The sequence below is a fragment of the Virgibacillus oceani genome (genome assembly GCF_041521345.1).
Classification (GTDB): Bacteria; Bacillota; Bacilli; order Bacillales; family Amphibacillaceae; genus Virgibacillus_N; species Virgibacillus_N oceani_A.
This window is the reverse complement of sequence record NZ_JBGOHB010000049.1, coordinates 1-25,197: the sequence shown is the minus strand read 5'-3', so window position 1 is coordinate 25,197 and position 25,197 is coordinate 1. Positions and strand designations below refer to the sequence as shown.

Here is a 25,197-nt window from a genome sequence, read left to right as displayed (position 1 = left end):
TACCGCGCTTCCCATTCTATTCTTTTGTCTTTTAGAGTCATCGCATAACCTCCTGAATTCATTTCTAAGAAGATTATCGCATGGATGACTTTCTGATTCTATGTGTGTTTTATTTGACGCTTACGTTTTTAAGTGCAAGTTTAGAGATGTTCGTATTTTTTTACTACAATTGTTTTATCCCAGCCTCGATGCTCAATCCTATACATATTATCGAGTGGAAAAGTCCATAATAACAAGGAATAAAATAAATGGAGGATACATTTATGGTTCCACAGCATTTACATCAAATATTGCAGCAGGCCAGTAAAAGTATAAAAGAAGCACAGGAGACTGCCTTTGAAGCTCAAGGCTCAAATGAAGAAATGTTGGACCAGGCCGTTCAATTATTATTGCAGGGTGAGCAAGAATTGGAATATGCACGGATGCAGGCAGGAACGGAGGCAACGGAAAACCCGCAATTCCAGCAGGCATACGAACAACTGCATGATACCCGCCAGCAATTACAGGAAGCACAACAAAACAATAATGATGTATTATAGCATTTGGCTGTAAAATCCTTATCATGGTTGAACACAATTCACCTTCCTAAATAATTCAAAAGAAAATAAATCAGTGGTTAGAAAAATTATACCGTAAAAAGCCGTGAACGTTTTATAACGTTCACGGCTTTTTTTCGAAATCCTGTATTAATAAGCAGAGTATATCCATATTTTCCCGTATAAAATTCATCATGATTGTCAACCCTAGAGTTATATTGATTGTTGGAGGTAAAGTCTATGAAAAAGAGTGTAGTAATGGTCAGCATAATATTTACTTTACTGCTCGGTATGAATATCCCTGCTTTTGCAGAAGAGGAGGAAGATAACGAACAGGATCAATTAAATTTGGCATCCGAAGCGGAAACGGCAATCTTAATGGAAAGAGATACAGGAGAAATACTTTTTGATAAAAATGCAAATGAAAAGCTTCCGCCGGCAAGTATGACAAAAGTCATGACACTTCTGCTCATTATGGAAGAATTGGAAAATGGAAATCTGTCCTATGATGAAACGATCCGGATAAGCGAAAGAGCTGCTTCCATGGGTGGTTCCCAGATCTTTCTCGAAGAAGGGGAAGAGATGACCGTGAAAGATCTGCTTAAAGGAGTAGCGGTTGCATCAGGAAATGATGCAAGTGTTGCCTTAGCTGAAAGAATTGCCGGCAGTGAGGATGCTTTTGTCAAAAGAATGAATGAAAAAGTGGAGAAATTAGACTTACAAAATACCAAATTTCAAAATTCTACCGGATTGCCAGCTGAGGATCACTATAGCACCTCTTATGATATGGCAATGATTGCCAAGGAATTATTGAAATATGAAACAATAACAGATTATACATCAATCTATGAAGATTATTTGCGCCAGGGGGAGGACAACGAATTTTGGCTCGTAAACACGAATAAATTAGTAAGGTTTTACCCTGGAGTAGATGGGCTGAAAACAGGTTTTACAAACGAAGCGAAATATTGCTTGACGGCTACCGCAGAAAAAAATGATATGCGAGTCATTACGGTTGTAATGGGTGCCGAAACAACAAAAGAAAGAAATGCAGCAGTATCCCAAATGCTCGATTATGCTTTTAACCATTTCGAAACAGAAAAACTTTTTGATAAAGGGCAAACGATAACAAATTTACAGCTGTTAAAGGCTGAAGATAAAAACATAGAAATAGTGGCATCCGAATCAATCAGCACCCTTCATACTAAAGGAGAATCGACGAAAGATATAACAACTGAAGTTGAATTCCATCCTGATATTACCGCTCCATTACAAAAGGGCGATGAAATCGGCACGCTGTATGTCAAAAAAGGACAGGATATCCTGTCTGAAAGTGGTTTGACGGTTGATCATGATATCAAAAAAGCATCTTATTACACCTTATTTAAAAGATCTATGCAAAAATTGTTGAAAGCTGAATAATTTATACTAAATTACAGGAATTACTTCTTCTTTTGTCATGTAGCAGGAATTGACTCAGTGAATATAGAAAGAGACTTATGAGTAATTAATAAGGGAGGAAAAAGCAATGGGGCTTAATTCGTCATTTATTATGAAAGAAGATGTACTCGTTGTCAGGCTGTCAGGGGAATTAGATCACCATGAGACAGAAGGCTTGCGAAATGAATGGAAAGAAATGATGGAAACGAATGCAATGAAACATGTCCTTTTAAATCTTGAAGCTGTAACTTTTATGGATAGCTCCGGCCTGGGCGTTATTTTAGGCAGGTATAAAGAAGTGTTGCAGTTTGGCGGTGAAATGGTTGTCTGTTCCATTTCACCGCCAATCAAACGTTTGTTTGAAATGTCGGGGATGTTTAAAATCATTCGGCTCGAGGAGAATGAACTGTTTGCACTGGAATCATTGGGGGTGGCATCATGAAAAATGAAATGCAGATAGAGTTTTTAAGTGTAAGTGAAAATGAAGCTTTTGCCAGGGTTACAGTGGGAGCATTTATTTCACAACTGGATCCGACGATGGAGGAATTGACAGAAATAAAAACAGTAGTATCGGAGGCTGTAACAAATTCTATTATTCACGGCTATAATAATGAAGGTCATCATAAAATTTTTATAGCTTGTACGCTGCACGAAGGAGAAATTGAGCTGATCATTAAAGATAAAGGGATAGGTATTCAAAATATAGATGAAGCACGCCAGCCCTTATATACTTCCAAGCCGGAGTTGGAAAGATCCGGTATGGGATTTACCATTATTGAGAACTTTATGGATACAGTTGAGGTTATTTCCAATTCCGAAAACGGAACCATTGTTCATATGACTAAGCAGCTGATAAACAGCAGAACTGTTTATAATTAGGGATGCCTATGAATGTAAATGTAAAAAATAACAGTAAACGGAATGAAACCTTAACTGATGCACAAATAAAAGAACTGATCCATCAGAGTCAAGAAGGGGACAAGAAGGCAAGGGATACACTGGTAGAAAATAATGTCAGGCTTGTCTGGTCAGTTGTTCAGCGATTTATAAACAGAGGATACGATCCTGATGACTTATTTCAAATCGGTAGTATAGGATTAATTAAGTCCATAGATAAATTTGATCTTTCCTATGAAGTCCGCTTTTCAACGTATGCTGTTCCAATGATCATAGGGGAAATCCAGCGGTTTATTAGAGACGATGGAAGTTTAAAGGTCAGCAGATCCCTGAAGGAAATAGGAAATAAAATACGCAGGAAAAAGGATGAATTAACGAAAGAATTGGGAAGATCACCTACTGTAAATGAAATTGCAGATGCTTTGGACATTTCTCCTGAAGAAGTAGTTCATGCCCAGGAAGCGGCTAAATCACCGCATTCCATACATGAAACGGTTTTTGAAAATGATGGGGATCCTATCACCCTACTGGATCAAATTGCTGATACCGATTCAAAATGGTTTGATAAAATGACATTGCAGGATGCTATCCGAAACCTGGATGAACGAGAGAGAGTCATCGTTTATTTAAGATACTATAAAGATCAGACACAATCCGAGGTTGCCGAAAGATTAGGGATATCCCAGGTGCAAGTCTCGAGACTGGAAAAAAAGATATTAAAAGAAATGAAAATAAATATGGATGTATAAATAATGCTGTCCCGGCAAAGAATAACAGTGGTTTTTATCGGATGAATCTATTAAAACTTCTGTTATATGCCAAGGGCAGTCTTCTTATTTCTGCTGTTTGCTATGCTTTCTACTAAAAAATACATAAACATCTTTTTACTTCATGAATTTCCATCGTAATAAATAATCCATTATTGACAAATACTATTTTCAGATCAATATCAATTAGGAAAAGGGTGCTTTTTAAGTGACCGATATTGTATATCTGAAAATGAAAAAGAAACTGGAGTTGTCTGAAAGGATAGACATTCAGCTGAAACATATTGCCTATATATCAACCAATGGATGGCAAAAAAGAAAGCTTGAAAACACACCTATATACCGAATTACCAAAAAGGATATAAATACAGTGATCATCGACAGCTTTCTCGTTATTGATCATTTAAATAAAATGTATGAAAACATAGAATTTCAGCTAATTGGGCCTGAACAAACAATTATAAGTATACAACCAAAACGTAAATCTCCATCCATCGTATTAACAGCCTGTATATGGGTTCTTTTATTTATTGGTACAGCCATGACAATTATGAATTTTCATTACGATGTAAGTATGCAGGAAGTACAGCAGAAACTGCATTTTATCATTACAGGAGAAGAAAGTGAATTTCCTTTATGGATTCAGATCCCATACTCTTTCGGATTGGGACTTGGGATGATTTTATTTTTTAATCACTGGTTTAATAAACGCATTAATGAAGAGCCAAGCCCCCTTGAAGTGGAGATTTTTAATTACCAGCAGGATCTCGATCATTATTTGAGGCATAACGAAAACAAATTAAAATGATACAATCATTGATTAGTAATTTCATCCAGTTGATTATTGGTATTAGCGGGGGTCTTGCTGTAGGTGCTGGTTTTGTCGCATTTCTTACAGTACTTGGTATTATCCCAAGATTAATCCAATTAAGTAAAACAGAAAAATATATTAATGTCTATATCTCCTGCGTAATTATAGGGTCGCTCGTCGGGACATTTTTCTCATTTACATCCATTACATGGAGTCAGCCAGTTTTTCTTCTCTTGTTCTGGGGTTTATTACATGGTATTTTCAATGGGATGCTGGCTGCAGCATTAACCGAAATTCTCAACGTTTTTCCGATTATTTATAAACGTCTCGGCGTGGACCGGCATTTGATGTGGTTATTTATGGCAGTAGTCCTGGGTAAAATCGCCGGTTCATTATTTCAATGGATGTATTTTGTGAAGTAACGCTTTTGTATTTGGAGTGATTTTTTTGGCAAATAAAGGAGATAATAAAATACCTGTTTCAAGTAAAATAGCTGAAAACGAAGCATATATGAAAGAAAAATTAGGCCTTGGTGTCTCCTATGACCTCGGATTCCGTGAGCTTATTATATTGAAAAATAAGGTGCAAGTTTATTATTTAACCGGGCTCTGTGATTCATCGATTGTGCAGGAAATTTTAAAAGTACTGATCGCTATTAATGATTACGAAAGCAACAAGAAAAAGTTGCCGGAAATTATTGAAAATCGCCTGGTTCATCAGCAGCTTGAGCCAACAGAAACGATGGATGAGTCAATTGATCAATTACTGTCGGGTTTAATTGTTGTTTTTGTAGAGGGACATAAATATGCCTTTGTAGTAGATGTTCGTAACTATCCGGGAAGGTCACCGGAAGAGCCTGATACAGAGCGTGTTGTCAGAGGTTCAAGGGACGGTTACACCGAAAATATTGTGGAGAATACGGCATTAAACAGAAGAAGGATACGAGATGCCAGGCTTCGTCATGAAATGCTGCAGGTTGGAGAAAGATCCAAAACGGATGTTTGTTTAAGCTATATTGAGGACGTAGCTGATGAAGGGCTTATTCAATTAATAAAGAAGCGTATCAGTGACATAGAAATAGATGGTATATCCATGGCAGATAAAGCTTTGGAAGAATTCGTCATTGACCGGGGATGGAATCCATACCCACTTGTCAGATATACAGAAAGACCTGATGTTGCTGCCAACCATTTATTGGAAGGACACGTTATTATTATTGTAGATACATCACCAAGTGCGATTATTTTGCCAACAACTTTTTTTCATCATTTGCAGCATGCAGAGGAATACCGGCAGACGCCGGCACTGGGTACGTTTGTAAGATGGGTAAGATTTCTTGCAGTTTTTCTTTCTATTTATCTTTTGCCATTTTGGCTCTTAGTTGTGGAAAATCCTGCACTGCTGCCAGCTGAATTATCCTATATTGGACCGACTGAAACCGGAAATATATCAATCATGATGCAAATTTTACTTGCAGCCATAGGAATCGAATTTTTAAGAATGGCGGCCATTCATACACCCACTCCTTTATCAACTGCGCTTGGTCTGATTGCTGCTGTGTTAATTGGCGAGATTGCCATTGATGTAGGGATGTTTGTGCCTGAAGTAATATTATATGTAGCGATTTCAGCTACTGGTGGTTATGTAACTCCAAGCCATGAGCTGAGTGTTGCCAATAAAGTTATCAGTTTAGCACTGATTACTTTCACCGGATTTTTTGGGTTGACCGGTTTTTCCGTGGGGATCGTATTACACATCCTGTTTTTAGCGCATGTGAGATCATTAAGAACGCCTTATTTATGGCCATTCATTCCTTTCAATCCGCATGCAATACTGCACACACTGTTCCGTATCCCTACACCATATACGAATAGCAGACCAAGCATTGTACATCCAAAAAATAATTATCGGCAGCCTGATAAAAAGAACTAAAGACATAATTAGTTCTTTTTTTTTTCATGGTAATGTGTTAAAGTTTTACATTATATCGTATGCAGACAACTTGATAATTGGAGGAATCTTATATGTTGATGGATAATCATCCTTTTTTAGTAAATGAAAAAGGACATTTAGAAGTAGATGGTGTCGATTCAATGGATTTGGCAAAGAAATATGGAACGCCTTTATATGTGTATGACGTCTCTATCATTCGGAATAATTGCCGAGCATTCATTAACACATTTCAAAAAATGGGAATAAAAGCAAAAGTTTCCTATGCAAGCAAAGCTTTTTCTGCGATATCCATGTTGCAGGTAATGAAACAGGAAGGAATGCATTTGGATGTAGTCTCCGGAGGGGAATTATACACTGCGCTGGAAGCTGATTTTCCAACAGACCGGATTCATTTGCATGGGAACAACAAAAGCCTGCAGGAACTTTCGATGGCTATAGAACATGATATCGGCTGTATTGTCGTGGATAATTTTTATGACATACAATTAATAGAAGAGCTGTTAAACAAAGCGAATAAAAAGATGGATATCCTGCTACGGGTAACACCTGGAGTGGAATCCGAAACACATCAATATATTATGACCGGCAATGAAGACTCTAAATTTGGCTTCAATTTAAGTAATGGTCAAGCAGAAGAAGCATTCAAATTAGTGCATAACCATCCTTCTATCAATTTTAGGGGACTGCACTGCCATATCGGATCACAAATATTTGAAACGGATCGCTTTGTAACTGCTGCTGAAAGACTATTTGAGGAACTGGCAAAATGGAAAGAAGTTTATGGATATACACCTGAAGTATTAAATTTGGGGGGGGGCTTCGGTATTAGATATACAGCCGACGATTCTCCTTTATCCTACAATGTTTACGTTGAATCTCTTGTAGAACATGTGAAAAAACAAGCAGATGAACTAAATATGCCGCTTCCTGAAATCTGGCTGGAACCGGGAAGAGCAATTGCCGGGAATGCCGGTATTACTTTATATTCCATTGGTTCCAAAAAGGACATCCCAGGTGTACGTAATTATGTATCGGTAGATGGAGGAATGACAGATAACCTTAGACCTGCACTATACAATGCCGAATATGAAGCAGTAATAGCAAACAAGGCACAAAAGCCGCCGATAAATGAAGTATCGGTTGCAGGCAAATGCTGTGAGTCAGGAGACATGCTTATTTGGGATTTGCCACTTCCTGAAATTGATGACGGAGATATACTTGCAGTCTTTTCTACTGGGGCATATGGTTATTCTATGGCAAATCATTATAACCGCATCCCGAAAGCTGCAGTTGTTTTTGTTGAGAATGGGCAGGACAAGCTGGTTGTCAAGAGGGAGACATACGAAGATATTGTTTCCAATGATTTAAGTTATCTTTAATAATACACCATATCATTGCCTTTAAAATGTAATAGGTGGTACAATATAATAGGCTTTTACTCATAGAGGATGTTTAAAAAGTCTGGTGAAAATGACAAGTGGATAGGGGATCTTCGTGCGATTACTCGCTATTGAACCTCCTTTTTTAACACTTACTTATAGCAGGGAGATGATCACATGACAAAAAAAGGATACTTTTTACTGGAGAATGGAAATAAAATCGAATTTGAACTTTTTCCAAATGAGGCTCCAAATACGGCAGCTAATTTTGAAAAACTTGCGAATGATAAATTTTATGATGGATTGACATTTCACCGTGTGATCGATGGATTTGTCAGTCAAGGTGGCTGTCCTGCAGGAAATGGCACAGGTAATGCGGGCTACACTATTAAATGTGAAACGGAAGGTAATCCTCATAAACATGTGAAAGGGTCTTTATCGATGGCACATGCAGGGAAAGATACTGGAAGCAGTCAATTTTTTATCGTACATGAGCCGCAACCTCATTTAGATGGCGTTCATACTGTATTTGGACAGGTTACTTCAGGTGTGGAACATGCTAAAGCAATGTCAAATGGAGACATAATGAATGAAGTTCGTGTATTTTCCGAGTAAAGACAAATGAAAATGCTAGCTAGTACAAGGACTAAAGTATGAATATTTATTTAATATTATATCTTTTGTTCGTTGTCGGTCCATTTAGTACAATCGTTCACGAGGCAGGTCATGCTTTTGCAGCCCGCACTGCAAAAGCAGATCATATCCAATTAACTATCGGGTGCGGAAAAAAAATATATGAAAAATCTTTTCAAATTTTCCAGCTTTCCATTCACCGTTTTTTCTTTTTAGGCGGATTTGCTACCAGTTCCAGAAATAGGCAGTTTAAGCCGTCAGAAAAAATATGGATCACTATTATGGGGCCATTAACTAGTGCTATGCTGGCGTTTATATTTTACTTTTTATATTATCTTTTTCCGAATAATTATGTCCTTTTATTTTGTCTGTTTAATGTATGGTTAACCATTGTTAATTTGCTTCCCTTAAATTTAAAGGGCAAACAATCGGATGGGTATAAAATACTTCAATTAATGAAGCAATAGTATATAATTTTCCATCACAAATTACCTGGAATGATGAATTCCGGAAACCCATGATAACGCCGGGAGTAAGCGGCACCCAACGGTTATTAATTTGACAAAACGCTGTATTAATGCATAAATATATATACAAACTTGTAGCGGCATTATAATTATACATGCTACTAAGTTAGGATATGTTAAGAGGGGTATTTATGTTAATTCGTTATAAAAAAAACATGGAAAAAATTGCTATGGGGTTATTGTCTTTTATGCCCAACGGTAAAGATGTGAAAAAATTGCAGGAAACAATCAAAGAGTATGAGACAAATTCAGATTGGCATCTTTATTTATGGAAGGAAGAATCCGTTATAGGTGCAATCGGGGTGAAAATTGAAAATGATATAAATGCTGTTATTCAACACGTTTCAGTAAATCCTTCACATCGTAATCAGGGAATAGGGAAAGCAATGGTGAATGAAATAAAAAGGCTCTATGATGAAAAATATGCCGTCTGTGCAAATGAAGACGTTCAAAAGTTCTATACTAAAAGTCTGGAAAATAATACCCACAAATGATATGTAATAAAAGGCTGTTCCTATTAACCTGATTTAATATTAGAAATCAGACTTTAGCGGAACAGCTATTTTAATCTCTGCTGAATCGTTCTTCTGTATATATTAACTACAATTTAAAACCAGGATGCACCAACAATAATCAACAGAATGAACAATACAACAATTAATGCAAATCCTCCGCCGTAACCGCTCATATTAATACCTCCCTTAATTTTAGCTGTTCACATTATTTACTATATGCAATACAAAAAACATGTGTATAGGCGCTGATGGTAACTTAAGATAATTATTAGTTCTGTTGAAAGGAAGTATTAAGATGAGCCAGTCTTATCAAGTAAAATTAGAAGCCTTTGAAGGACCGCTAGATTTATTGCTTCACCTCATAAACAAATATGAAATTGATATTTATGATATTCCCGTAGCACAGATTACCGAGCAGTATATGGAATACATACACACCATGCAAAAACTGGAATTGAACATTGCAAGTGAATACCTTGTAATGGCAGCTACATTAATATCCATAAAAAGCAAGATGCTTGTTCCCACCCAGCAAGTAGACGAAGAAAATGAGGAATATATGGAGGACCCAAGAGAGGAACTCTTGGAGAGACTTTTAGAATATAGAAAATATAAGGAAGCTGCTTTAACATTACAGGAAAGAGAACGATCGGATAACCAGCTGTTCACCAGAGATCCGGCGGTATTTGAAAATATTGATGATCGTGCTCCGTCTCCCCCTGTGCGGGGAGATATATCCATCTATGATATGCTTCAAGCTTTGGGGGGATTGTTTGAAAGAAAAAAATGGAATGAACCGCTGGATACAAAAATTCAAAAAGCTGAAATTCCAATTGAACAAAGAATGAACGATATTTTAACACGGATTACGAAGGATGGAGATGGCGTCCCATTTGATCACTTATTTGACTATCCTTCCCGTTCACATATTGTAATCACATTTATGGCTTTACTAGAATTAATGAAATCAAATTCCGTATACTGTAAGCAAAAAAAGCAATTTGACGCAATTCATATTTACCCGATGGAGGAATCATAGTGGAATTTTCTAAATTAAAGGCTGTTACAGAAGGCTTGCTATTTGTGAGTGGTGATGAGGGGGTAGATGTGAAGCAATTATCCAAAATACTTGAGGTTACGGAGACAACAGTAGAACATCTGCTGGAAGAATTACAATTTGATTATGAAAATACAGACCGAGGAATGATGCTAATTAAATCAAACCAATCATTCCAGTTAACAACAAAACCCGAACACAACCCTTATTATAAAAAATTCTTGGAAACACCTCAGACATCCAGAATGAGCCAGGCCTCATTGGAGACATTGGCGATCATTGCCTATAAACAGCCGATTACAAGAATGGAAATTGAGGAAATAAGAGGAGTGAAAAGCGACCGGCCTGTACAGACACTGCTTTCCAAGCTTTTAATTGAAGAAGTTGGAAGAAAAGAAGGAGTTGGCCGACCGATTTTGTTTGCTACAAGTAAAGAATTTCTAACTTACTTCGGGTTAACGTCATTGGAGGAATTGCCGCCACTGCCGGAAGATATCAACGAAGAAGATTTGCAAAAAGAAGCAGAACTTTTCTTTCTTGATAAAGAGGTATAACAAAAAGGGATTGCCAATTAGGTTTATGTTGGGCAGTCTCTTTCTACTTTTAATAAATGCCCTAGATAATAATATTATCCAAAAAAATATACAATCACGCTTACACAAATTCATACCCATGGGCATATGCTACATCGGGGTGATGACATGGAAAAAAGTAAAGAAGCATATATGGAAAAACTTTTAAAATGGGGGGACGATTTAAAAGTATCTTTAAAAAGCACGCAATTATCCGAGCATGAAATGAATGATTGGCTAAAACAAATTGACGAATGGCAGCAGAAAATCACAGGTTATTTACATGAAAATATATCATTGAATCATGATCATGTAGCATCCATTCAAAACGAAGGACAAAGGCTGTTATCAGATATAACGAAAAATAAAAAGGAAGATCATCATATTGGTTATGGCAAGCACGTATTACCGCCATTACCCTATGATTATAATGCATTGGAGCCATATATAAGTGCAGAAATTATGAGGCTGCATCACCAAAAACATCATCAAACCTATGTAGATGGATTAAATGAGGCGGAAACAGCGCTTTATAAAAGGCAAACAGATGATAAACTAAAGTACTGGCTGAGAAACCAAGCTTTTCATGGTTCGGGTCATCATTTGCATTCTATTTTCTGGAAAAATATGACCCCAAATTCACAAAAGCAGCCTTCGGGAGAAATCTTGAAACGTTTGAGAAAAGATTTTGGTTCATGGAAAAAATTTAAGGAACTATTTTCAAATACAGCAGCTTCTGTAGAAGGAAATGGATGGGCTGTTTTACTATGGAATCCAATGAACGGAAGACTTGCCGTACAATCTTTTGAAAAACACCAATTGTTTCAACTTGCAAATACCATTCCTTTATTAGTATTGGATGTGTGGGAACATGCATATTACTTACAATATCAGACAGATAAAGAAGCTTATATAGATAACTGGTGGAATGTGGTGAATTGGGACAACGTAAATGAGCGATATATGAACGCTCGTAAATTAAGTAAATAAAATACAGCAGCTAGAGAGCAGGAGGAAAACGCCACCTCCTGCTTCTTTTACGTTAGATGGCCCCTTATTATGCCACCTCTGTTTATTTCAATATAATGATCGGTAAACATTCACTCAAAAGATCTTTTATTCATAACACGGCATATGACGCATAAAATGTACAGACTCACTATCTGGCAGGAGGAAAACCAATATGCGAGCTATGCTATGTATGATTATACTATTATTTGTCGGATTATTTTATCCGATTTCTGGACATGCATCGGTCAATGTGTCAGGAAATAACGCTGTTTTATTGGAACAGACAACAGGACGCGTATTATTTGAAAAAAATGCCCATGAAAAAGCTTCTATTGCAAGTATAACGAAAATAATGACCGCCATCATAGCGATTGAATCGGGAAAAATGGATGAAAAGGCTACTGCTTCCAGAAAAGCTATTTATACAGAAGGGTCTTCTATTTATCTGGAACAGGGTGAGAAAATGACAATTGAAGATCTTGTTTATGGATTGATGCTGAGATCCGGTAATGATGCAGCAGTTGCCATCAGCGAATATATTGGCGGCAGTGAAGAAGGTTTTGTTTATTTAATGAATGAAAAAGCAAAATGGCTTGGAATGACCAATACAAATTTCGAGAACCCACATGGTTTGGACGCTGACCGGCATTATTCTACTGCATATGACATGGCAATCTTAATGCAATATGCCATGCAAAATGAGGAATTCGCCAAAATATCCGGTACAACTGATTACATAGCCGAGAGCAGAACGTACAGCTGGCAAAATAAAAATAAATTATTAACACAATTTTATGAGTACTGTACCGGGGGGAAAACCGGTTATACAAGACACACAGGAAGGACACTGGTTACTTCTGCCGAAAAAGAAAATATGCAGTTAATAGCAGTTACATTGGACGCACCAGATGACTGGCAGGATCATATGAGTATGTTTGAATGGGGTTTCGAAGCGTTTGATATGCATCCATTGATTGAAAAAGGCGAATTCCTATATCAATTTAGTGGTCTGGAGGATATTTCAACTGGTTATTTAAACAGGGATGTTATTTATCCGCTGACAGATGAAGAAAAAACGAATATAAAATATGAAAACTTTATCTTACAGGATACATCTGTAAAGGAAGGGGAGATGATAGGAAAATCGGTATTTTATTTAGATGACCAACTTATAGCCGAAGCACCTATTATGCCATCCCCATCTATGAACGAGGGAACAATTGAAGTATTTTATGAAATGTACAAAAAGCTAACGGGAGCCCACTAACATGGTTAATATAATATGGGCTGCTATGGCCATTATCGGCATTTTATATGCAATGTTCAATGGCACAATGGATCAGGTGAATGAGGCTGTATTTGAAAGTGCAAATGAAGCTGTAACTTTATCGATAGGATTAATAAGTGTACTTGTATTCTGGCTTGGTATTATGAGGGTTGCTGAAAAAGCAGGGATTTTAAAGATGTTGGCTGCATTTTTCCGCCCCGTTATTACACGCTTATTTCCGGAAATTCCAAAAGACCATCCGGCAATGGGGTATATTCTTTCCAATATAACTGCCAATTTATTCGGATTGGGAAATGCCGCTACGCCGATGGGAATTAAAGCAATGGAACAAATGAAAGCGTTAAGCGGAACGGATACTGCCTCGAGGTCAATGATCACCTTTCTAGCTTTAAACACTTCAAGTTTAACAATTGTACCTACAACCGTTATTGCTATTCGAATGCAATATGGCTCAGTTTCTCCCACGGAGATAGTCGGAACTACTATTATTGCTACTGCATTATCAACAACTTCTGCTATTTTAATCGATCGCTTTTTTCAATATAAACGGACCCGGAGGAGCTAAAAATGGGACTTGTTACTACAATAAGCGTATGGATCATACCATGTTTTTTGTTAATCGTACTTTTAACGGCAACATGGAAAAAGGTGCCCACATACGAAATATTTGTAGAGGGTGGAAAAGAAGGCGTCAAAATGGCCTTTAATTTGCTGCCCTTTCTGGTAGGTATGATTGTCTCCATTTCCATTCTGCGAAGCTCAGGGGCGCTGGAAGCTTTTATCGGTCTCATCTCACCTATTCTGGCCTTTGCAGGAATACCCGCAGACATTGTACCGCTTGCATTGGTAAGACCTATTTCCGGAACAGCTGCATTGGGAATGACGACGGAATTAATTGATACACATGGGCCGGATTCTTTTATTGGAAGACTTGCTTCTACTATGCAGGGCAGTACAGATACCACGCTATACATTCTGACTGTATATTTCGGAGCGGTAGGCATTAGAAAAATGGGGGATGCGTTAAAGGTTGGACTGTTAGCGGACCTAGCTGGTATAATAGCATCAATTATAATCGTTTCCATTATATTTGGATAAGACTTTAAAGTAGCGTTAACCTAAGGTTAACGCTATTATAATGAATGAATAAAATTTAAAAGGTGATGACAATGTCGAACCATCAGGAAAGACTGCAGAAGGTAATAGCACAAAGCGGAGTAACTTCCCGGAGAAAAGCCGAAAAGCTAATTACAGGCGGATTGGTAAAGGTTAATGATAAATTAGTCACAGAGCTGGGGACGAAAGTTTCCCCAATGGACAAAGTCGAAGTAGATGGTGTTCCGCTTGAAAAAGAAGCGCCTGTTTATTATTTGCTCTATAAGCCACGGGGTGTGATTTCCAGCGTGGAGGATGACAAAGGAAGAAAAGTGGTAACCGATTTTTTAACGGAAATATCGGAAAGGGTTTTTCCAATAGGAAGGTTGGACTTTGACTCATCAGGTATAATACTATTGACTAATGATGGCGAATTTGCCAACCTGCTTATGCATCCAAAATATGAAGTGGATAAAGTGTATGTTGCCAAAATCAGTGGATTACCAATGGCGCACGAGCTACAACAATTAAAGAAAGGCATACAATCGGAAAATGAATTGTTAAAAGCAGTCCATTATAAAATTTTGTCCACAGATCGTAAAAATAAATCCATGATTATTGAATTAACTTTAAGAGAAGGAAAGAACCGCCATATTAGAAGAATGATGAAAGAAATGGGCTATCCGGTAAAAAAATTAAAACGAGAAAAATATGGTATGCTTACGTTAAAAGGACTTCAACCAGGGGAATACCGCAGTTTAACCCCAAAAGAAGTAAAACAGATAAGAAACATGGCTATAGAAAATTGTTAAATTATAGTCACAATTAATCGTGGGATACGATGGTATAATGTACCTGGGAGAGTGAGGCCGATGAGTTTAGATGAAATAAAGAAGAACAAAAGAAATAAAAAGCGTAATCGATTAATCTTCAGATCAGCCATTCTTGCCGTATTATTAGGTGCAGTTATTTTTGCATTGGTAAATAACCTGCAGCAGGATAATACCATATATCGTGCAGGTGACCAGGCACCGGACTTTAAACTGAAGCAAATTAGTGAGAATAACGATTTGGAAAGCATTCAGCTGAGTGAATTACAAGGAAAAGGCGTTATGCTGAACTTTTGGGGAACCTGGTGTGAACCTTGTAAAGATGAAATGCCGTATATGGAAGAATTATACCCTAAATATCAAGACGAAATTGAAATTGTTGCCGTAAGTCTCGATGCAACAGAATTGGTAGTTCACCGGTTTATTGACAGCTTTGGTTTGACTTTTCCTATACCTTACGATGCTACAGGTGAGGTAGAGGATTTATATAAAATCGGGCCCATTCCGAGTACTTTTTTCATAGATCCGGAAGGTGAAATAGTAGAAGTAGTAGAAGGGGCTTTATCCTTGGAAAGTCTGGAAGCACACTTACAGGAAATTCGTCCAACGTCTTAATGAAGTCTTTTTTAAATTTTTGTCTATAATATTGAATGAAAGGCTTTTACTATAAATTATGTACAATAGACAGAAAACGTCGGAAGCTTTGCTGTCTCTACTGTTGTTAATAGGAATTATATTACGCTTAACCGAAGTAAAACAGGGTATGGGGTATAAGATTTATATGCAAGCAGCTTATTGAATGAGGAGATTTATCATGAATAAAATAAAATGTGAATGCGGGCATGTGAACCCGGAAGGTACCGTTCTTTGTGAAGCATGCGGTAAACCGATAGAAGGCAACCAGCATATTGACGGGAATGATCAGAAAAAACTTTTAAACATGCGCTATGAAGGCAGTGCCAGAAGATCACAGACTTATAATAAGTCAATTGTCGATAAAACCTGGAGCTTCTTTTCTTCGGTAAAAGTTGGTGTTTGGTTAATTGTTCTGGCATTGCTTGCTTCAGCACTTGGATCGATATTTCCACAGGAAATGTACATACCTGCAGATGCACCATCAAGAGATCCTGCTATTTTTTATGAAGATCAGTATGGTATTCCGGGACTGATATTTTACCAGCTCGGTTTTCATAATTTATACAGTTCCTGGTGGTATATGCTGCTAATCGCTTTAATTGGTGTTTCACTTGTCATATGCAGCATCGACCGATTTGTTCCTTTGTATAAAGCGTTGAAAAGACAAAAAGCAAAAAGACATGCTACCTTTTTAAAAAGACAAAGATTGTTCAGTGAAACTGCATCAATTAATGAAAATGATTTTGAAACAGTTAAAGAACGGTTAAAAAAGCAGCGTTATAAAGTAAGAGATGAAGATGGACATATACTAGCGGAAAAAGGCCGATTTTCAAGGTGGGGACCTTATGTAAATCATATTGGGCTAATCATCATTCTTCTGGCTGCCATTCTCCGGATGACACCTTGGTTGTATCTGGATGAATATATATGGATCAGAGAAGGCGAGCAGCTGGTAATCCCCGGGACGGATCGGCAATACTATCTGGAAAATAAGCAATTCCATTTAGAGACCCATGATCCGGAAGATGAAGTGTTTGGTGCAGCCATTGAATTAGAAGGTGGTATGGTTCCAAGTAATTACCAGACAGATGTTGTTATATATGAAGCGATATCTGACGTTGCCGGTGCAGATCCGGAGCTGGAGGTAATTGTCGAAGATGAGATAAGAATGAATCATCCGGTCAAATTTGACCGATATACATTATACCAGGCAGGATACCAATTAAATGAGTTTTCCAATATGTCGTTTAACATTTATGAAACAGATGATACAGATGAGGAAACATTAAGTACATTTACTGTCGATCTAACTTCTCCTGAGCCATCGTATGAACTCGAGAATGGTTTCCATGTAGAGGTAAGCCAATATTTTCCTGATTTTTATATGGATGAAGACGGAACTCCGGCATCGGAAACCAATTTTCCGCGAAATCCGGCATTTGTATTTTTAGTACACCCTCCTGAAAGTGACACTGCGGAAGTCAGCTTTATTGGTGTAGGAGCAAATATAGATGCTGCCGAAGATAATGATTACAGGATTGGTATTAATGACTTTGATATGCATGCAGCCAGCGGTATAACGGTTCGTGTAGACTACACACTGCCTTTTTTCATTATCGGAGCGGCTATTTTCATGATAGGAGTTATCCAGGGTATGTACTGGCATCACCGCAGAATCTGGCTTCGTCCAACTGACAATGGAGCTATGATCGCTGCACATACAAATAAAAATTGGTACGGGGTGCAAAAGGATATTGAAAAAGCTATTGATGGAACAGCATTAAATATGGTGGAAGATCAACAGGAACTGGATGAAGACTAGCTTTAATTTAAGAGGAGGAGCTTTATGAGTGCGTCGATGTTACTTGATATAAGCAGTTCGATGCTTTTCACAGCATTTATTCTTTATCTTGTAGCCACTATTTTTTTTGGGGCTACAATAAGGGACAAGCGGTCTAAAAATAAAAAAGGAATAGCTGGTAAAATCGGAATAACCATTACAATTATTGGGTTTACAGCTCAGCTCACTTATTTTATAACCAGATGGATGGCGAGTGGAAATGCCCCTGTGGGTAACCTTTTTGAGTTTATGACATTCCTGGGAATGAGTATTGTCCTTGCTTTCATTATCATCTATTTTATTTACAAATTGGGGGTGCTGGGTTTATTTGCCCTGCCGGTTACGATGATAATTATTGCCTATGCAAGTATGTTTCCGACAGAAGTTTCGCCTTTGATGCCTTCCCTGCAAAGTTACTGGCTGCCAATACATGTAATTACAGTATCTCTTGCACAAGGTATACTTGCTATTAGTTTTGTTGCCGGGTTAATATATTTGATCAGACAAATCGATCAAACTAAAAGAAGCAAACGGACAACCTGGCTGGAAATAGTATTATTCACGATATTTTTATTTGTAGGATTTATCATTTCGACTTCCACATTTAACTTGATGGATTATGAAGCAACCTTTGAATATACGGAGCAAAATAATGTGACGACAACGGAATATCATTTGCCGCCTATTGCCGCTCCGGGTAGTGGAGAATTATTGACGGAAGGCGTTATGCAGCCGTGGTTTGAAACACCTGGTTGGATGCGAGGTGAAGATGCAGGAAGAAAATTCAATACAGTTATTTGGTCATTTATTACAGGCAGCATTATTTATCTTGTAACAAGGCTAATATTGAGAAAACGTGTTGGAAAGGCAATACAGCCGGTATTAACAAATGTAAAACCAGATTTGCTCGATGAAATAAATTATCGTGCAGTTGCCATTGGCTTTCCTGTATTTACGCTGGGGGGACTTATATTTGCATCTATTTGGGCACAAATTGCGTGGGATCGATTTTGGGGATGGGATCCGAAAGAGGTTTGGGCATTAGTAACCTGGTTTTTCTATGCAGCATTTTTACATCTGAGACTTTCCCGTGGCTGGCATGGTGAAAAATCAGCATGGCTTGCAGTTGTAGGTTTCGCCATCATCATGTTTAATTTAATTGTTGTGAATCTCGTACTTGCTGGCTTACATTCTTACGCGTAATTTATAGAACGGGGGGTTATTCAGACGAATTGGATAATCTCTCGTTTTTCTTTATACTTTTCTCAAATATTGGTTTATACTCATTATATAAGGAATTAGTGATAGTGGATCTAAGGAGGAACATTTTTATGGAATCAACTGTAAACGTTCTTGTTGTTGATGATGAAGAAAGAATTCGCCGTTTGCTGCGTATGTACCTTGAAAGGGAGGATTACAATATAGAAGAAGCTGAAAATGGTACAGAGGCGTTGGATTTAGGTTTAAATAATGATTATGATGTCATTTTACTTGATATAATGATGCCGGAAATGGACGGAATTGAAGTATGTAAAGAATTAAGAAAAGAAAAGAATACACCTGTTATCATGCTGACTGCCAAAGGTGAAGAAGCAAACCGTGTACAGGGTCTAGAAATAGGCGCTGATGATTATATTGTGAAACCTTTCAGTCCCAGAGAAGTTGTTTTGCGTGTGAAAGCGATTTTAAGAAGATCAACTTCTGTTAATATACAAAATGATAATGCTACAGCAAAAAATATGATGGTTTTTCCTCATCTAACTATTGACCATGATGCACACCGGGTTACGGCTGACGGGGAGGAGGTAAGTCTCACGCCGAAAGAATATGAACTGCTTTGCTTTTTGGCAAAATCTCCGGACAAAGTGTTTAATCGTGAAGAGTTGCTGAAAGAAGTTTGGCAATATGAATTTTTTGGTGATTTGAGAACCGTGGATACCCATGTTAAACGTTTACGGGAAAAGCTGAATAATGTTTCCAAACTGGCTGCAAAAATGATTGTAACTGTTTGGGGGGTAGGATATAAATTCGAGGTTGATGATCAGTGAAATTTTGGCGCAGTGTAGTTGTCAAATTAGCATTAACGATCATGCTGCTCGTTGCTTTCGTATTGTTTATTTTAACCATACTACTCCTTGAGTTTTTTGAAAACTTCCATATACAGGAAGCAGAAAGTGATATGCTGCAGACAGCGAACAAGGTATATGTGTTGCTCTCGCAGCAGGAATCTGAATCATTAACTACGGGCACAGTTGAGACGGTTAAAAACCCTGAAAGCCGGGTAGCTATCGTTTTTGATGATGAGCGTATATGGGTTTCCAACAGCAGTAACGCTGATCTTTTAAGATTGGAGGAGGAGTGGTTCAACCAGGACGAAGACATTGCAGCAGTTTTAGAGGGGAACACGGATGTAAGAAAACAAATGAATCTGCCGAATAGTGAGATTGAGGTAATGCTTGTTGGTATCCCCTTTGCAGATAACGGGGCAATTTTCGTATATCAGTCACTGGATGTCATTGAACAGACAAAAGCGGAAACGACGAGAATTATATTTTTGGCAGCTGGAATAGCTATTATATTAACAACGTTCTTTGCTTTCTTTCTTTCAACCAGAATTACTTCTCCTTTAATCAAAATGCGTGAAGCAGCCTTTGACCTCACCAGAGGGGAATTTAATACAAAAGTTCCGATTTTAACTCATGACGAAATTGGAGAATTGGCCCTGGCCTTTAACCGTATGGGAAGACAGCTGAAGTTTCATATTAATGCATTGCGTCAGGAAAAGGAACAGCTTTCAAGTATCGTTAATTCCATGGCTGATGGCGTGATAACGATGAATCGTAATGGAGATATGATTGTTACCAACGGACCTGCTGATAAATTTATTGATGAATGGAATTTTGAACATAACCTGGATCCCGGTGATACGAACCGAAAATTACCAAGTGATCTAAACGATATTTTACAAGAGGTCATTACAAGTGAGAAAGAAGTATTGTATGAAATGAATGTTCAGGGAAAAGATTTAGTTATGTTAATGACGCCATTATATGACCAATCATTTATCCGAGGTGCTGTTGCGGTCATCCGTGACATGACAGAGGAAAGACGGCTGGATAAATTCCGGAAAGATTTTATTGCGAATGTCTCTCATGAGCTGCGCACGCCAATTTCCATGCTGCAGGGATACAGTGAGGCTATTGTAGATGATATTGCAGAAAGCAAAGAAGAGAAAAACGAACTTGCGGGTATCATTTATGAAGAATCACTGCGGATGAATCGTCTGGTAAATGAATTATTGGAAATTGCCAGAATGGAAGCCGGACACTTTGAATTAAATATGAGCACAGTCGACTTGGCGCCTTTTGTTGAAAAAATCCATAAAAAATTCAGCGGACTGGCGGATGAAAATAATATTAACCTGTCACTAACGAAAAAGATAGAAGTATCAGATGCTGAATTTGACCCGGACAGAATTGAACAGGTGTTTACCAATTTAATTGATAACGCTATCCGTCACACGGAAGAACAATCAAATGTGAAAATTATTGTAACGAATAATATAGATGAATTCCATGTAGAAATTATCGATAGCGGCAGTGGAATACCGGAAGAAGATTTACCGTTTATTTTTGAAAGGTTTTATAAAGCAGACAAGTCAAGAACCAGAAACACACAGAAGAAAGGTACTGGCTTAGGACTGGCTATCGCAAAAAATATCATGGAAGCACATAACGGTACCATTTCAGTAAAAAGTAAATTAAACGAAGGTACAACATTTAGTTTCCAAATACCAAAAAACGAGAATAATTAAAGATTTTACCAGTAAATTTTAATATGGTATGATTGAAAAATAATTAAACTAAATACGAGAAATTGGTGTACTTGCTTTAAAGGGAATCCGGTAATAGCTGGAACTGTCCTCGCAACTGTAAAAGATGAGGAAATAAGCATATCCACTAGATGTATGACATATGGGAAGGGCTCAAAGTAGGAAAAATCATGAGTCAGTAGACCTGCCAATTTTTGATGACTCTAGGCTTCGGGGATATAAGCTATTGGACAATCAAAACACAAAAACTCCAACTGTTTATTGTTTTATTGTCTAAAAAAAGCTGATCTCCAACCGGAGTCAGCTTTTTTGCTGCTTAGAAAATTATAAAATTAGGGTCATTGGATAATCTTTATATAGAATTAGCCTCGCCAAGCTCCAGCACTTTTGTTCCTGTTAAAATGAAATGTATTTCTTAATATTGTATTTACTTAATTACAAATCAAACAGAAAAAATCAGAAGAAGGGATGATAAGTATCATGAATGAATGGATGCTTCGAATAGGAGTTATATTGGCTGCAATTTTATTATTAGCCGGCTGTGGTACGGATGATAATAGTGAAGAGGGTGGAGTTTCCACGAATGATACAGCCGAACAGACTGAAGGGAATGAAGCAAATGAACAAAATGAAGATACTGTATTAATTACAGTATCGATTGACGATGGGAGCGAATACGTCGATGAAAAAGAAATCCCGGTAGAAGAAGGGGATATCTTATTGGATGTAATGAAGCAGAATTTTTATGTAGAAGAAGAGGGTGGATTTATCACCTCCATTGAAAGAGTATCTGCTGAAGAAAATGAAGATAAAGGTTGGATATTCTTTATAAATGGTGAAACGGCCATGGTTGGAGCTGAAGAATATGAACTAAGTCCGGGTGAAGAAATAATCTTTGATTTTCAAGACTGGAAATGATGTGAGTGAATACGTATAAACTAACCCTGCTGGCACTTTTGGCAGCTTTAGCAGTGGTAGGCAGACTGGCTTTTTCTTTTATGCCCAGCATCCAGCCAATAACTTCGATTATTATTATTTGCGGTATCGTCCTTGGGCCGATTGCCGCAATATTTCTAAGCTTGCTGACTACTTTTTTGTCAAATATGCTGCTGGGAATGGGAATTTGGACAATTTGGCAAGTGGTCTCCTGGTCCATTATTGGGTTGCTAAGCGGGCTGCTGGGAAAAGCCAGATTTAAAATATCCATACCTATTCTTGTGACTTACGCCATTTTCTGTGGTTATTTTTATGGATTTATAATTTCGTTAACAACCTATCAGATTACTGGGGAATTTCTTCCATACTATTTAATGGGATTGCCGTTTGACACTTATCACGCCATTGGCAATGCCGTTTTTATGCTATTTCTTTATCCGATCATCCCTTATTTCTTTAAAAAGTATTCCAACGGCAGATTTACAATTCAAAATACCAGCTGATGAGGTTGGTATTTTTTCTGTTTTCATTTATATTGTTAGTATGCAGATATATGTAACGTTTTTGATGCAAATAACGTCTGTATGAGTGGAGGATCTTTATGAAAGCCGTTTTTAATAAGATTTACGATGAATTCCACCAGGATTTATTTCAATTTATATTCTATATGGTGAAAGACAAGCATTTGACAGAGGATCTTCTGCAAGAAGTTTATATAAAAGTATTAAAATCATATAAAAATTTTAAAGGCGACAGCAGTTTAAAAACTTGGTTATTTTCAATCGCACGCCATGTAACCATTGATCATTTCCGTGCACAGGAAAGAAAGAGAAAGCGACTACTGGAATTTTTTGACTGGCATGAAAAAGGACAGAATATTAAAGACGATCACCCGCTTCCAGAGGAAATTACAGTCCAAAGTGAAGAAATAAAGCAAATTTATAAATACTTGGATAAGTGTACGCGGGATCAAAAAAGTGTGTTAATTTTGCGTTACATACAGTCTTTTTCCATCAAGGAAACGGCTGATATTTTAAACGTTAGCGTAAGTAAGGTAAAAACAACACAGCATAGGGGATTGAAGGTACTAAGAAAGCATATAGAGGAAAATCAGTCGAGAGGAGGAGATTCCGATGAACAATAATAAAGAGAAAAAACATCAGGAAGTGATTGATAAATTAGAAGAAATACCCAAGGTTCAAGATGCAAGGGATAAAGAAGAAATTTACAATCAGATCTCCTCCCGATTAAATAAAAATGCTGAACAGCATGGCAAAACCAAGAAATTTATGCCATTTGCAGCTGCGATGGCAGCAGCCTTACTATTCATTATTCTCCTACCTGTCTTTCTCAACACGGATATGCAGCAAACAAGTGAAGAAGATACGATGAATATGGCGAGTGATTTAGAAATGGGAGAATCAAATGAAGATAGTACAATTCAATATAATCAAGAGAGCAGTGAAGGTGGAACAAACGAAGAAAGTAGCCAGGCGGAACAGGAAACAAGCTTAATGGAAACAGAGAATGAAAGCCTGGTTGTTCAGGATGTTAATCAAAATGAAAATATATATTTTGCCGGTTTATCGGATATCCGGGGACAGTATGTCATTCCGCTCGCTTATATTGCTTCAGGAGAACGGGATCTTCAAGCCTTTTATAATAATATGGAAGAATACGTAAGTGAGTGGAAAGAGACTACCGGAAAGTATCTGTTTAAAAATGTGGAATTTCAAATTACGCAATCAGACAATGAAGTAGTACTTGAATTACCGGATGACTTTTCACTAGCAGGAGGTTCAGCAAGGGCAAATATGTTTGAAAAAATCCTTGCCACCATGTTTCGTCCGTATGGAACTGAAAAAGTAACGATTCAAACGGCTGAGGGTAAACCTGCAGACCTTGATCCTTTTGGGGAAATAAATGAAATGTCTCTTCAGCAGGTGAGCCCTTCAAGCTATAAACTTTATGAAATAGAAGATATTAAAATGCTAATCCCGATTCCAAATGATGAACAAACAGGAATTGAAGAAGCTATAATGGAACTGAAAGAAGATGAGGTAGGCTACCACGTATATAAGACTGTACCTGAGGATATTCAATTTACGATAGAACCTGACAATAAGCATTTAAACTTCGTGTTATCCGATGATGCCAATCTTAGAGATGACCAGGATTCGCTGGAAATGATTGAGGCTGTATTAATGACTGCAAAAAGCTACGGCTATGAACAGGTGAGCTTTGAAAATACCGATCAGGAACATATTGGACCTTATAATTTAACAGAGCCAGTACCCGTACCCGAAGCTGTTAATCCTATTTATTTGGATGATTAAAATCAAAACGAATAACGAGGGTACGGTCGGGTGGCCCCCTGCCTTCAGTCTTAGAGAAATTCTCCTCCAATTCATATATATACAAATTAATAGAACAAAAGCGCAAGTGCCCGTTTAGCTACGTACTGACTTCGCCTGGCCATGCCAGGTGGATCAGTGTTGCCGCGTAAAGCGGCGGTTTTAACTGATCATTCCTTCCGCAGTCAACCATGTATCACAAAAAAGCTATACACCACGGAGAATGAAAATAGTTATTGGTTGGCGATACTGATGCTACGGCTGGATGAGGAAGGTCGAAACTCCTTG

Annotated in this window: 29 protein-coding genes and 1 riboswitch; of the genes, 28 read left to right on the top strand and 1 reads right to left on the bottom strand. The window is 37.6% G+C overall.

All coding sequences use genetic code 11. From position 1 onward, the window contains the following. Positions 1-248: 248 nt before the first annotated feature. From ACDX78_RS22155 to ACDX78_RS22100, 12 genes are all read left to right on the top strand, one after another. Positions 249-539 (top strand): hypothetical protein, encoded by a 291-nt coding sequence (locus ACDX78_RS22155; RefSeq protein WP_486030870.1) that lies wholly within the window; start codon positions 249-251, stop codon positions 537-539. A 237-nt stretch (positions 540-776) separates the two neighbouring features. Beyond that, the gene (locus ACDX78_RS22150) at positions 777-1,958 is read left to right on the top strand and encodes a D-alanyl-D-alanine carboxypeptidase family protein (protein ID WP_486030868.1); all 1,182 of its coding nucleotides are present in this window, start codon (positions 777-779) and stop codon (positions 1,956-1,958) included. Positions 1,959-2,064: 106 nt separating this feature from the next. After that, positions 2,065-2,418 carry an anti-sigma F factor antagonist gene (gene spoIIAA / locus ACDX78_RS22145; RefSeq protein ID WP_486030867.1) on the top strand — a complete coding sequence of 118 codons (354 nt, stop codon included), beginning with the start codon at positions 2,065-2,067 and terminating at the stop codon, positions 2,416-2,418. After that, the gene (gene spoIIAB / locus ACDX78_RS22140) at positions 2,415-2,855 is read left to right on the top strand and encodes an anti-sigma F factor (protein ID WP_486030865.1); all 441 of its coding nucleotides are present in this window, start codon (positions 2,415-2,417) and stop codon (positions 2,853-2,855) included. Before spoIIAA ends, spoIIAB begins: the two co-directional genes overlap by 4 nt. 8 nt (positions 2,856-2,863) lie before the next feature. Then, positions 2,864-3,622: an RNA polymerase sporulation sigma factor SigF gene (gene sigF / locus ACDX78_RS22135; protein ID WP_486030863.1), complete on the top strand. Its 759-nt coding sequence runs from the start codon at positions 2,864-2,866 to the stop codon at positions 3,620-3,622. A 226-nt stretch (positions 3,623-3,848) separates the two neighbouring features. Continuing rightward, positions 3,849-4,448, top strand: coding sequence for a stage V sporulation protein AA (locus ACDX78_RS22130; RefSeq protein ID WP_486030862.1), 600 nt, complete (start codon positions 3,849-3,851; stop codon positions 4,446-4,448). Beyond that, positions 4,445-4,873, top strand: a complete 429-nt coding sequence (locus ACDX78_RS22125) for a stage V sporulation protein AB (RefSeq protein ID WP_486030860.1) — start codon at positions 4,445-4,447, stop codon at positions 4,871-4,873. Before ACDX78_RS22130 ends, ACDX78_RS22125 begins: the two co-directional genes overlap by 4 nt. An 88-nt stretch (positions 4,874-4,961) precedes the next feature. Then, the gene (locus ACDX78_RS22120; RefSeq protein WP_486030873.1) at positions 4,962-6,383 is read left to right on the top strand and encodes a spore germination protein; all 1,422 of its coding nucleotides are present in this window, start codon (positions 4,962-4,964) and stop codon (positions 6,381-6,383) included. 92 nt (positions 6,384-6,475) lie between these two features. Beyond that, complete coding sequence (lysA, locus tag ACDX78_RS22115; RefSeq protein ID WP_486030858.1) at positions 6,476-7,783, top strand: diaminopimelate decarboxylase; 1,308 nt, start codon at positions 6,476-6,478, stop codon at positions 7,781-7,783. A gap of 177 nt (positions 7,784-7,960) precedes the next feature. Further along, positions 7,961-8,398, top strand: a complete 438-nt coding sequence (locus ACDX78_RS22110) for a peptidylprolyl isomerase (RefSeq protein ID WP_486030856.1) — start codon at positions 7,961-7,963, stop codon at positions 8,396-8,398. Positions 8,399-8,436: 38 nt separating this feature from the next. Continuing rightward, positions 8,437-8,883, top strand: a complete 447-nt coding sequence (locus tag ACDX78_RS22105) for a site-2 protease family protein (RefSeq protein WP_486030854.1) — start codon at positions 8,437-8,439, stop codon at positions 8,881-8,883. Positions 8,884-9,074: 191 nt separating this feature from the next. After that, positions 9,075-9,437 carry a GNAT family N-acetyltransferase gene (locus ACDX78_RS22100; protein ID WP_486030852.1) on the top strand — a complete coding sequence of 121 codons (363 nt, stop codon included), beginning with the start codon at positions 9,075-9,077 and terminating at the stop codon, positions 9,435-9,437. A gap of 113 nt (positions 9,438-9,550) precedes the next feature. Here ACDX78_RS22100 and ACDX78_RS22095 read toward each other — a convergent pair whose 3' ends face one another. Beyond that, positions 9,551-9,631: a YjcZ family sporulation protein gene (locus ACDX78_RS22095; RefSeq protein ID WP_157404585.1), complete on the bottom strand. Its 81-nt coding sequence runs from the start codon at positions 9,629-9,631 to the stop codon at positions 9,551-9,553. Positions 9,632-9,753: 122 nt separating this feature from the next. Here ACDX78_RS22095 and ACDX78_RS22090 point away from each other — a divergent pair, with 122 nt between their 5' ends. From ACDX78_RS22090 to ACDX78_RS22015, 16 genes are all read left to right on the top strand, one after another. Further along, complete coding sequence (locus tag ACDX78_RS22090) at positions 9,754-10,497, top strand: segregation/condensation protein A (protein WP_486030850.1); 744 nt, start codon at positions 9,754-9,756, stop codon at positions 10,495-10,497. Next, positions 10,497-11,069: an SMC-Scp complex subunit ScpB gene (gene scpB, locus ACDX78_RS22085; protein WP_486030848.1), complete on the top strand. Its 573-nt coding sequence runs from the start codon at positions 10,497-10,499 to the stop codon at positions 11,067-11,069. Before ACDX78_RS22090 ends, scpB begins: the two co-directional genes overlap by 1 nt. A 147-nt stretch (positions 11,070-11,216) precedes the next feature. Then, the gene (locus ACDX78_RS22080) at positions 11,217-12,077 is read left to right on the top strand and encodes a superoxide dismutase (RefSeq protein ID WP_486030846.1); all 861 of its coding nucleotides are present in this window, start codon (positions 11,217-11,219) and stop codon (positions 12,075-12,077) included. 193 nt (positions 12,078-12,270) lie between these two features. Further along, positions 12,271-13,365, top strand: coding sequence for a D-alanyl-D-alanine carboxypeptidase family protein (locus ACDX78_RS22075; protein WP_486030844.1), 1,095 nt, complete (start codon positions 12,271-12,273; stop codon positions 13,363-13,365). A 1-nt stretch (position 13,366) separates the two neighbouring features. Beyond that, on the top strand, positions 13,367-13,951 hold the full coding sequence (locus tag ACDX78_RS22070) for a nucleoside recognition domain-containing protein (protein ID WP_486030842.1): 585 nt from the start codon (positions 13,367-13,369) through the stop codon (positions 13,949-13,951). Positions 13,952-13,953: 2 nt separating this feature from the next. Next, on the top strand, positions 13,954-14,484 hold the full coding sequence (locus ACDX78_RS22065; protein ID WP_486030840.1) for a spore maturation protein: 531 nt from the start codon (positions 13,954-13,956) through the stop codon (positions 14,482-14,484). Between the two features lie 71 nt (positions 14,485-14,555). Continuing rightward, entirely contained in the window at positions 14,556-15,293 is a 738-nt protein-coding gene (locus ACDX78_RS22060; RefSeq protein WP_486030838.1) for a pseudouridine synthase, read from the top strand. A 60-nt stretch (positions 15,294-15,353) separates the two neighbouring features. After that, complete coding sequence (gene resA, locus ACDX78_RS22055) at positions 15,354-15,926, top strand: thiol-disulfide oxidoreductase ResA (RefSeq protein ID WP_486030836.1); 573 nt, start codon at positions 15,354-15,356, stop codon at positions 15,924-15,926. 199 nt (positions 15,927-16,125) lie between these two features. Continuing rightward, positions 16,126-17,769, top strand: a complete 1,644-nt coding sequence (gene resB / locus ACDX78_RS22050) for a cytochrome c biogenesis protein ResB (protein ID WP_486030835.1) — start codon at positions 16,126-16,128, stop codon at positions 17,767-17,769. 24 nt (positions 17,770-17,793) lie between these two features. Beyond that, a complete protein-coding gene (gene ccsB / locus ACDX78_RS22045) occupies positions 17,794-18,990 on the top strand; it encodes a c-type cytochrome biogenesis protein CcsB (RefSeq protein ID WP_486030833.1) in 1,197 nt (398 codons plus the stop codon). Between the two features lie 128 nt (positions 18,991-19,118). Next, entirely contained in the window at positions 19,119-19,835 is a 717-nt protein-coding gene (locus tag ACDX78_RS22040) for a response regulator transcription factor (RefSeq protein ID WP_486030831.1), read from the top strand. Positions 19,836-19,876: 41 nt separating this feature from the next. After that, a complete protein-coding gene (locus ACDX78_RS22035; RefSeq protein WP_486030871.1) occupies positions 19,877-21,601 on the top strand; it encodes an ATP-binding protein in 1,725 nt (574 codons plus the stop codon). A gap of 46 nt (positions 21,602-21,647) precedes the next feature. Then, positions 21,648-21,825, top strand: a riboswitch (cobalamin riboswitch). 274 nt (positions 21,826-22,099) lie between these two features. Further along, complete coding sequence (locus ACDX78_RS22030; RefSeq protein ID WP_486030829.1) at positions 22,100-22,537, top strand: DUF4430 domain-containing protein; 438 nt, start codon at positions 22,100-22,102, stop codon at positions 22,535-22,537. 5 nt (positions 22,538-22,542) lie between these two features. Then, positions 22,543-23,058 (top strand): ECF transporter S component, encoded by a 516-nt coding sequence (locus ACDX78_RS22025; RefSeq protein WP_486030827.1) that lies wholly within the window; start codon positions 22,543-22,545, stop codon positions 23,056-23,058. A 98-nt stretch (positions 23,059-23,156) separates the two neighbouring features. Then, complete coding sequence (sigX, locus tag ACDX78_RS22020) at positions 23,157-23,699, top strand: RNA polymerase sigma factor SigX (protein WP_486030825.1); 543 nt, start codon at positions 23,157-23,159, stop codon at positions 23,697-23,699. Beyond that, on the top strand, positions 23,689-24,891 hold the full coding sequence (locus tag ACDX78_RS22015; RefSeq protein WP_486030824.1) for a hypothetical protein: 1,203 nt from the start codon (positions 23,689-23,691) through the stop codon (positions 24,889-24,891). The genes sigX and ACDX78_RS22015 overlap by 11 nt, the downstream gene beginning before the upstream one ends. The last annotated feature ends 306 nt before the right edge of the window (positions 24,892-25,197 follow it).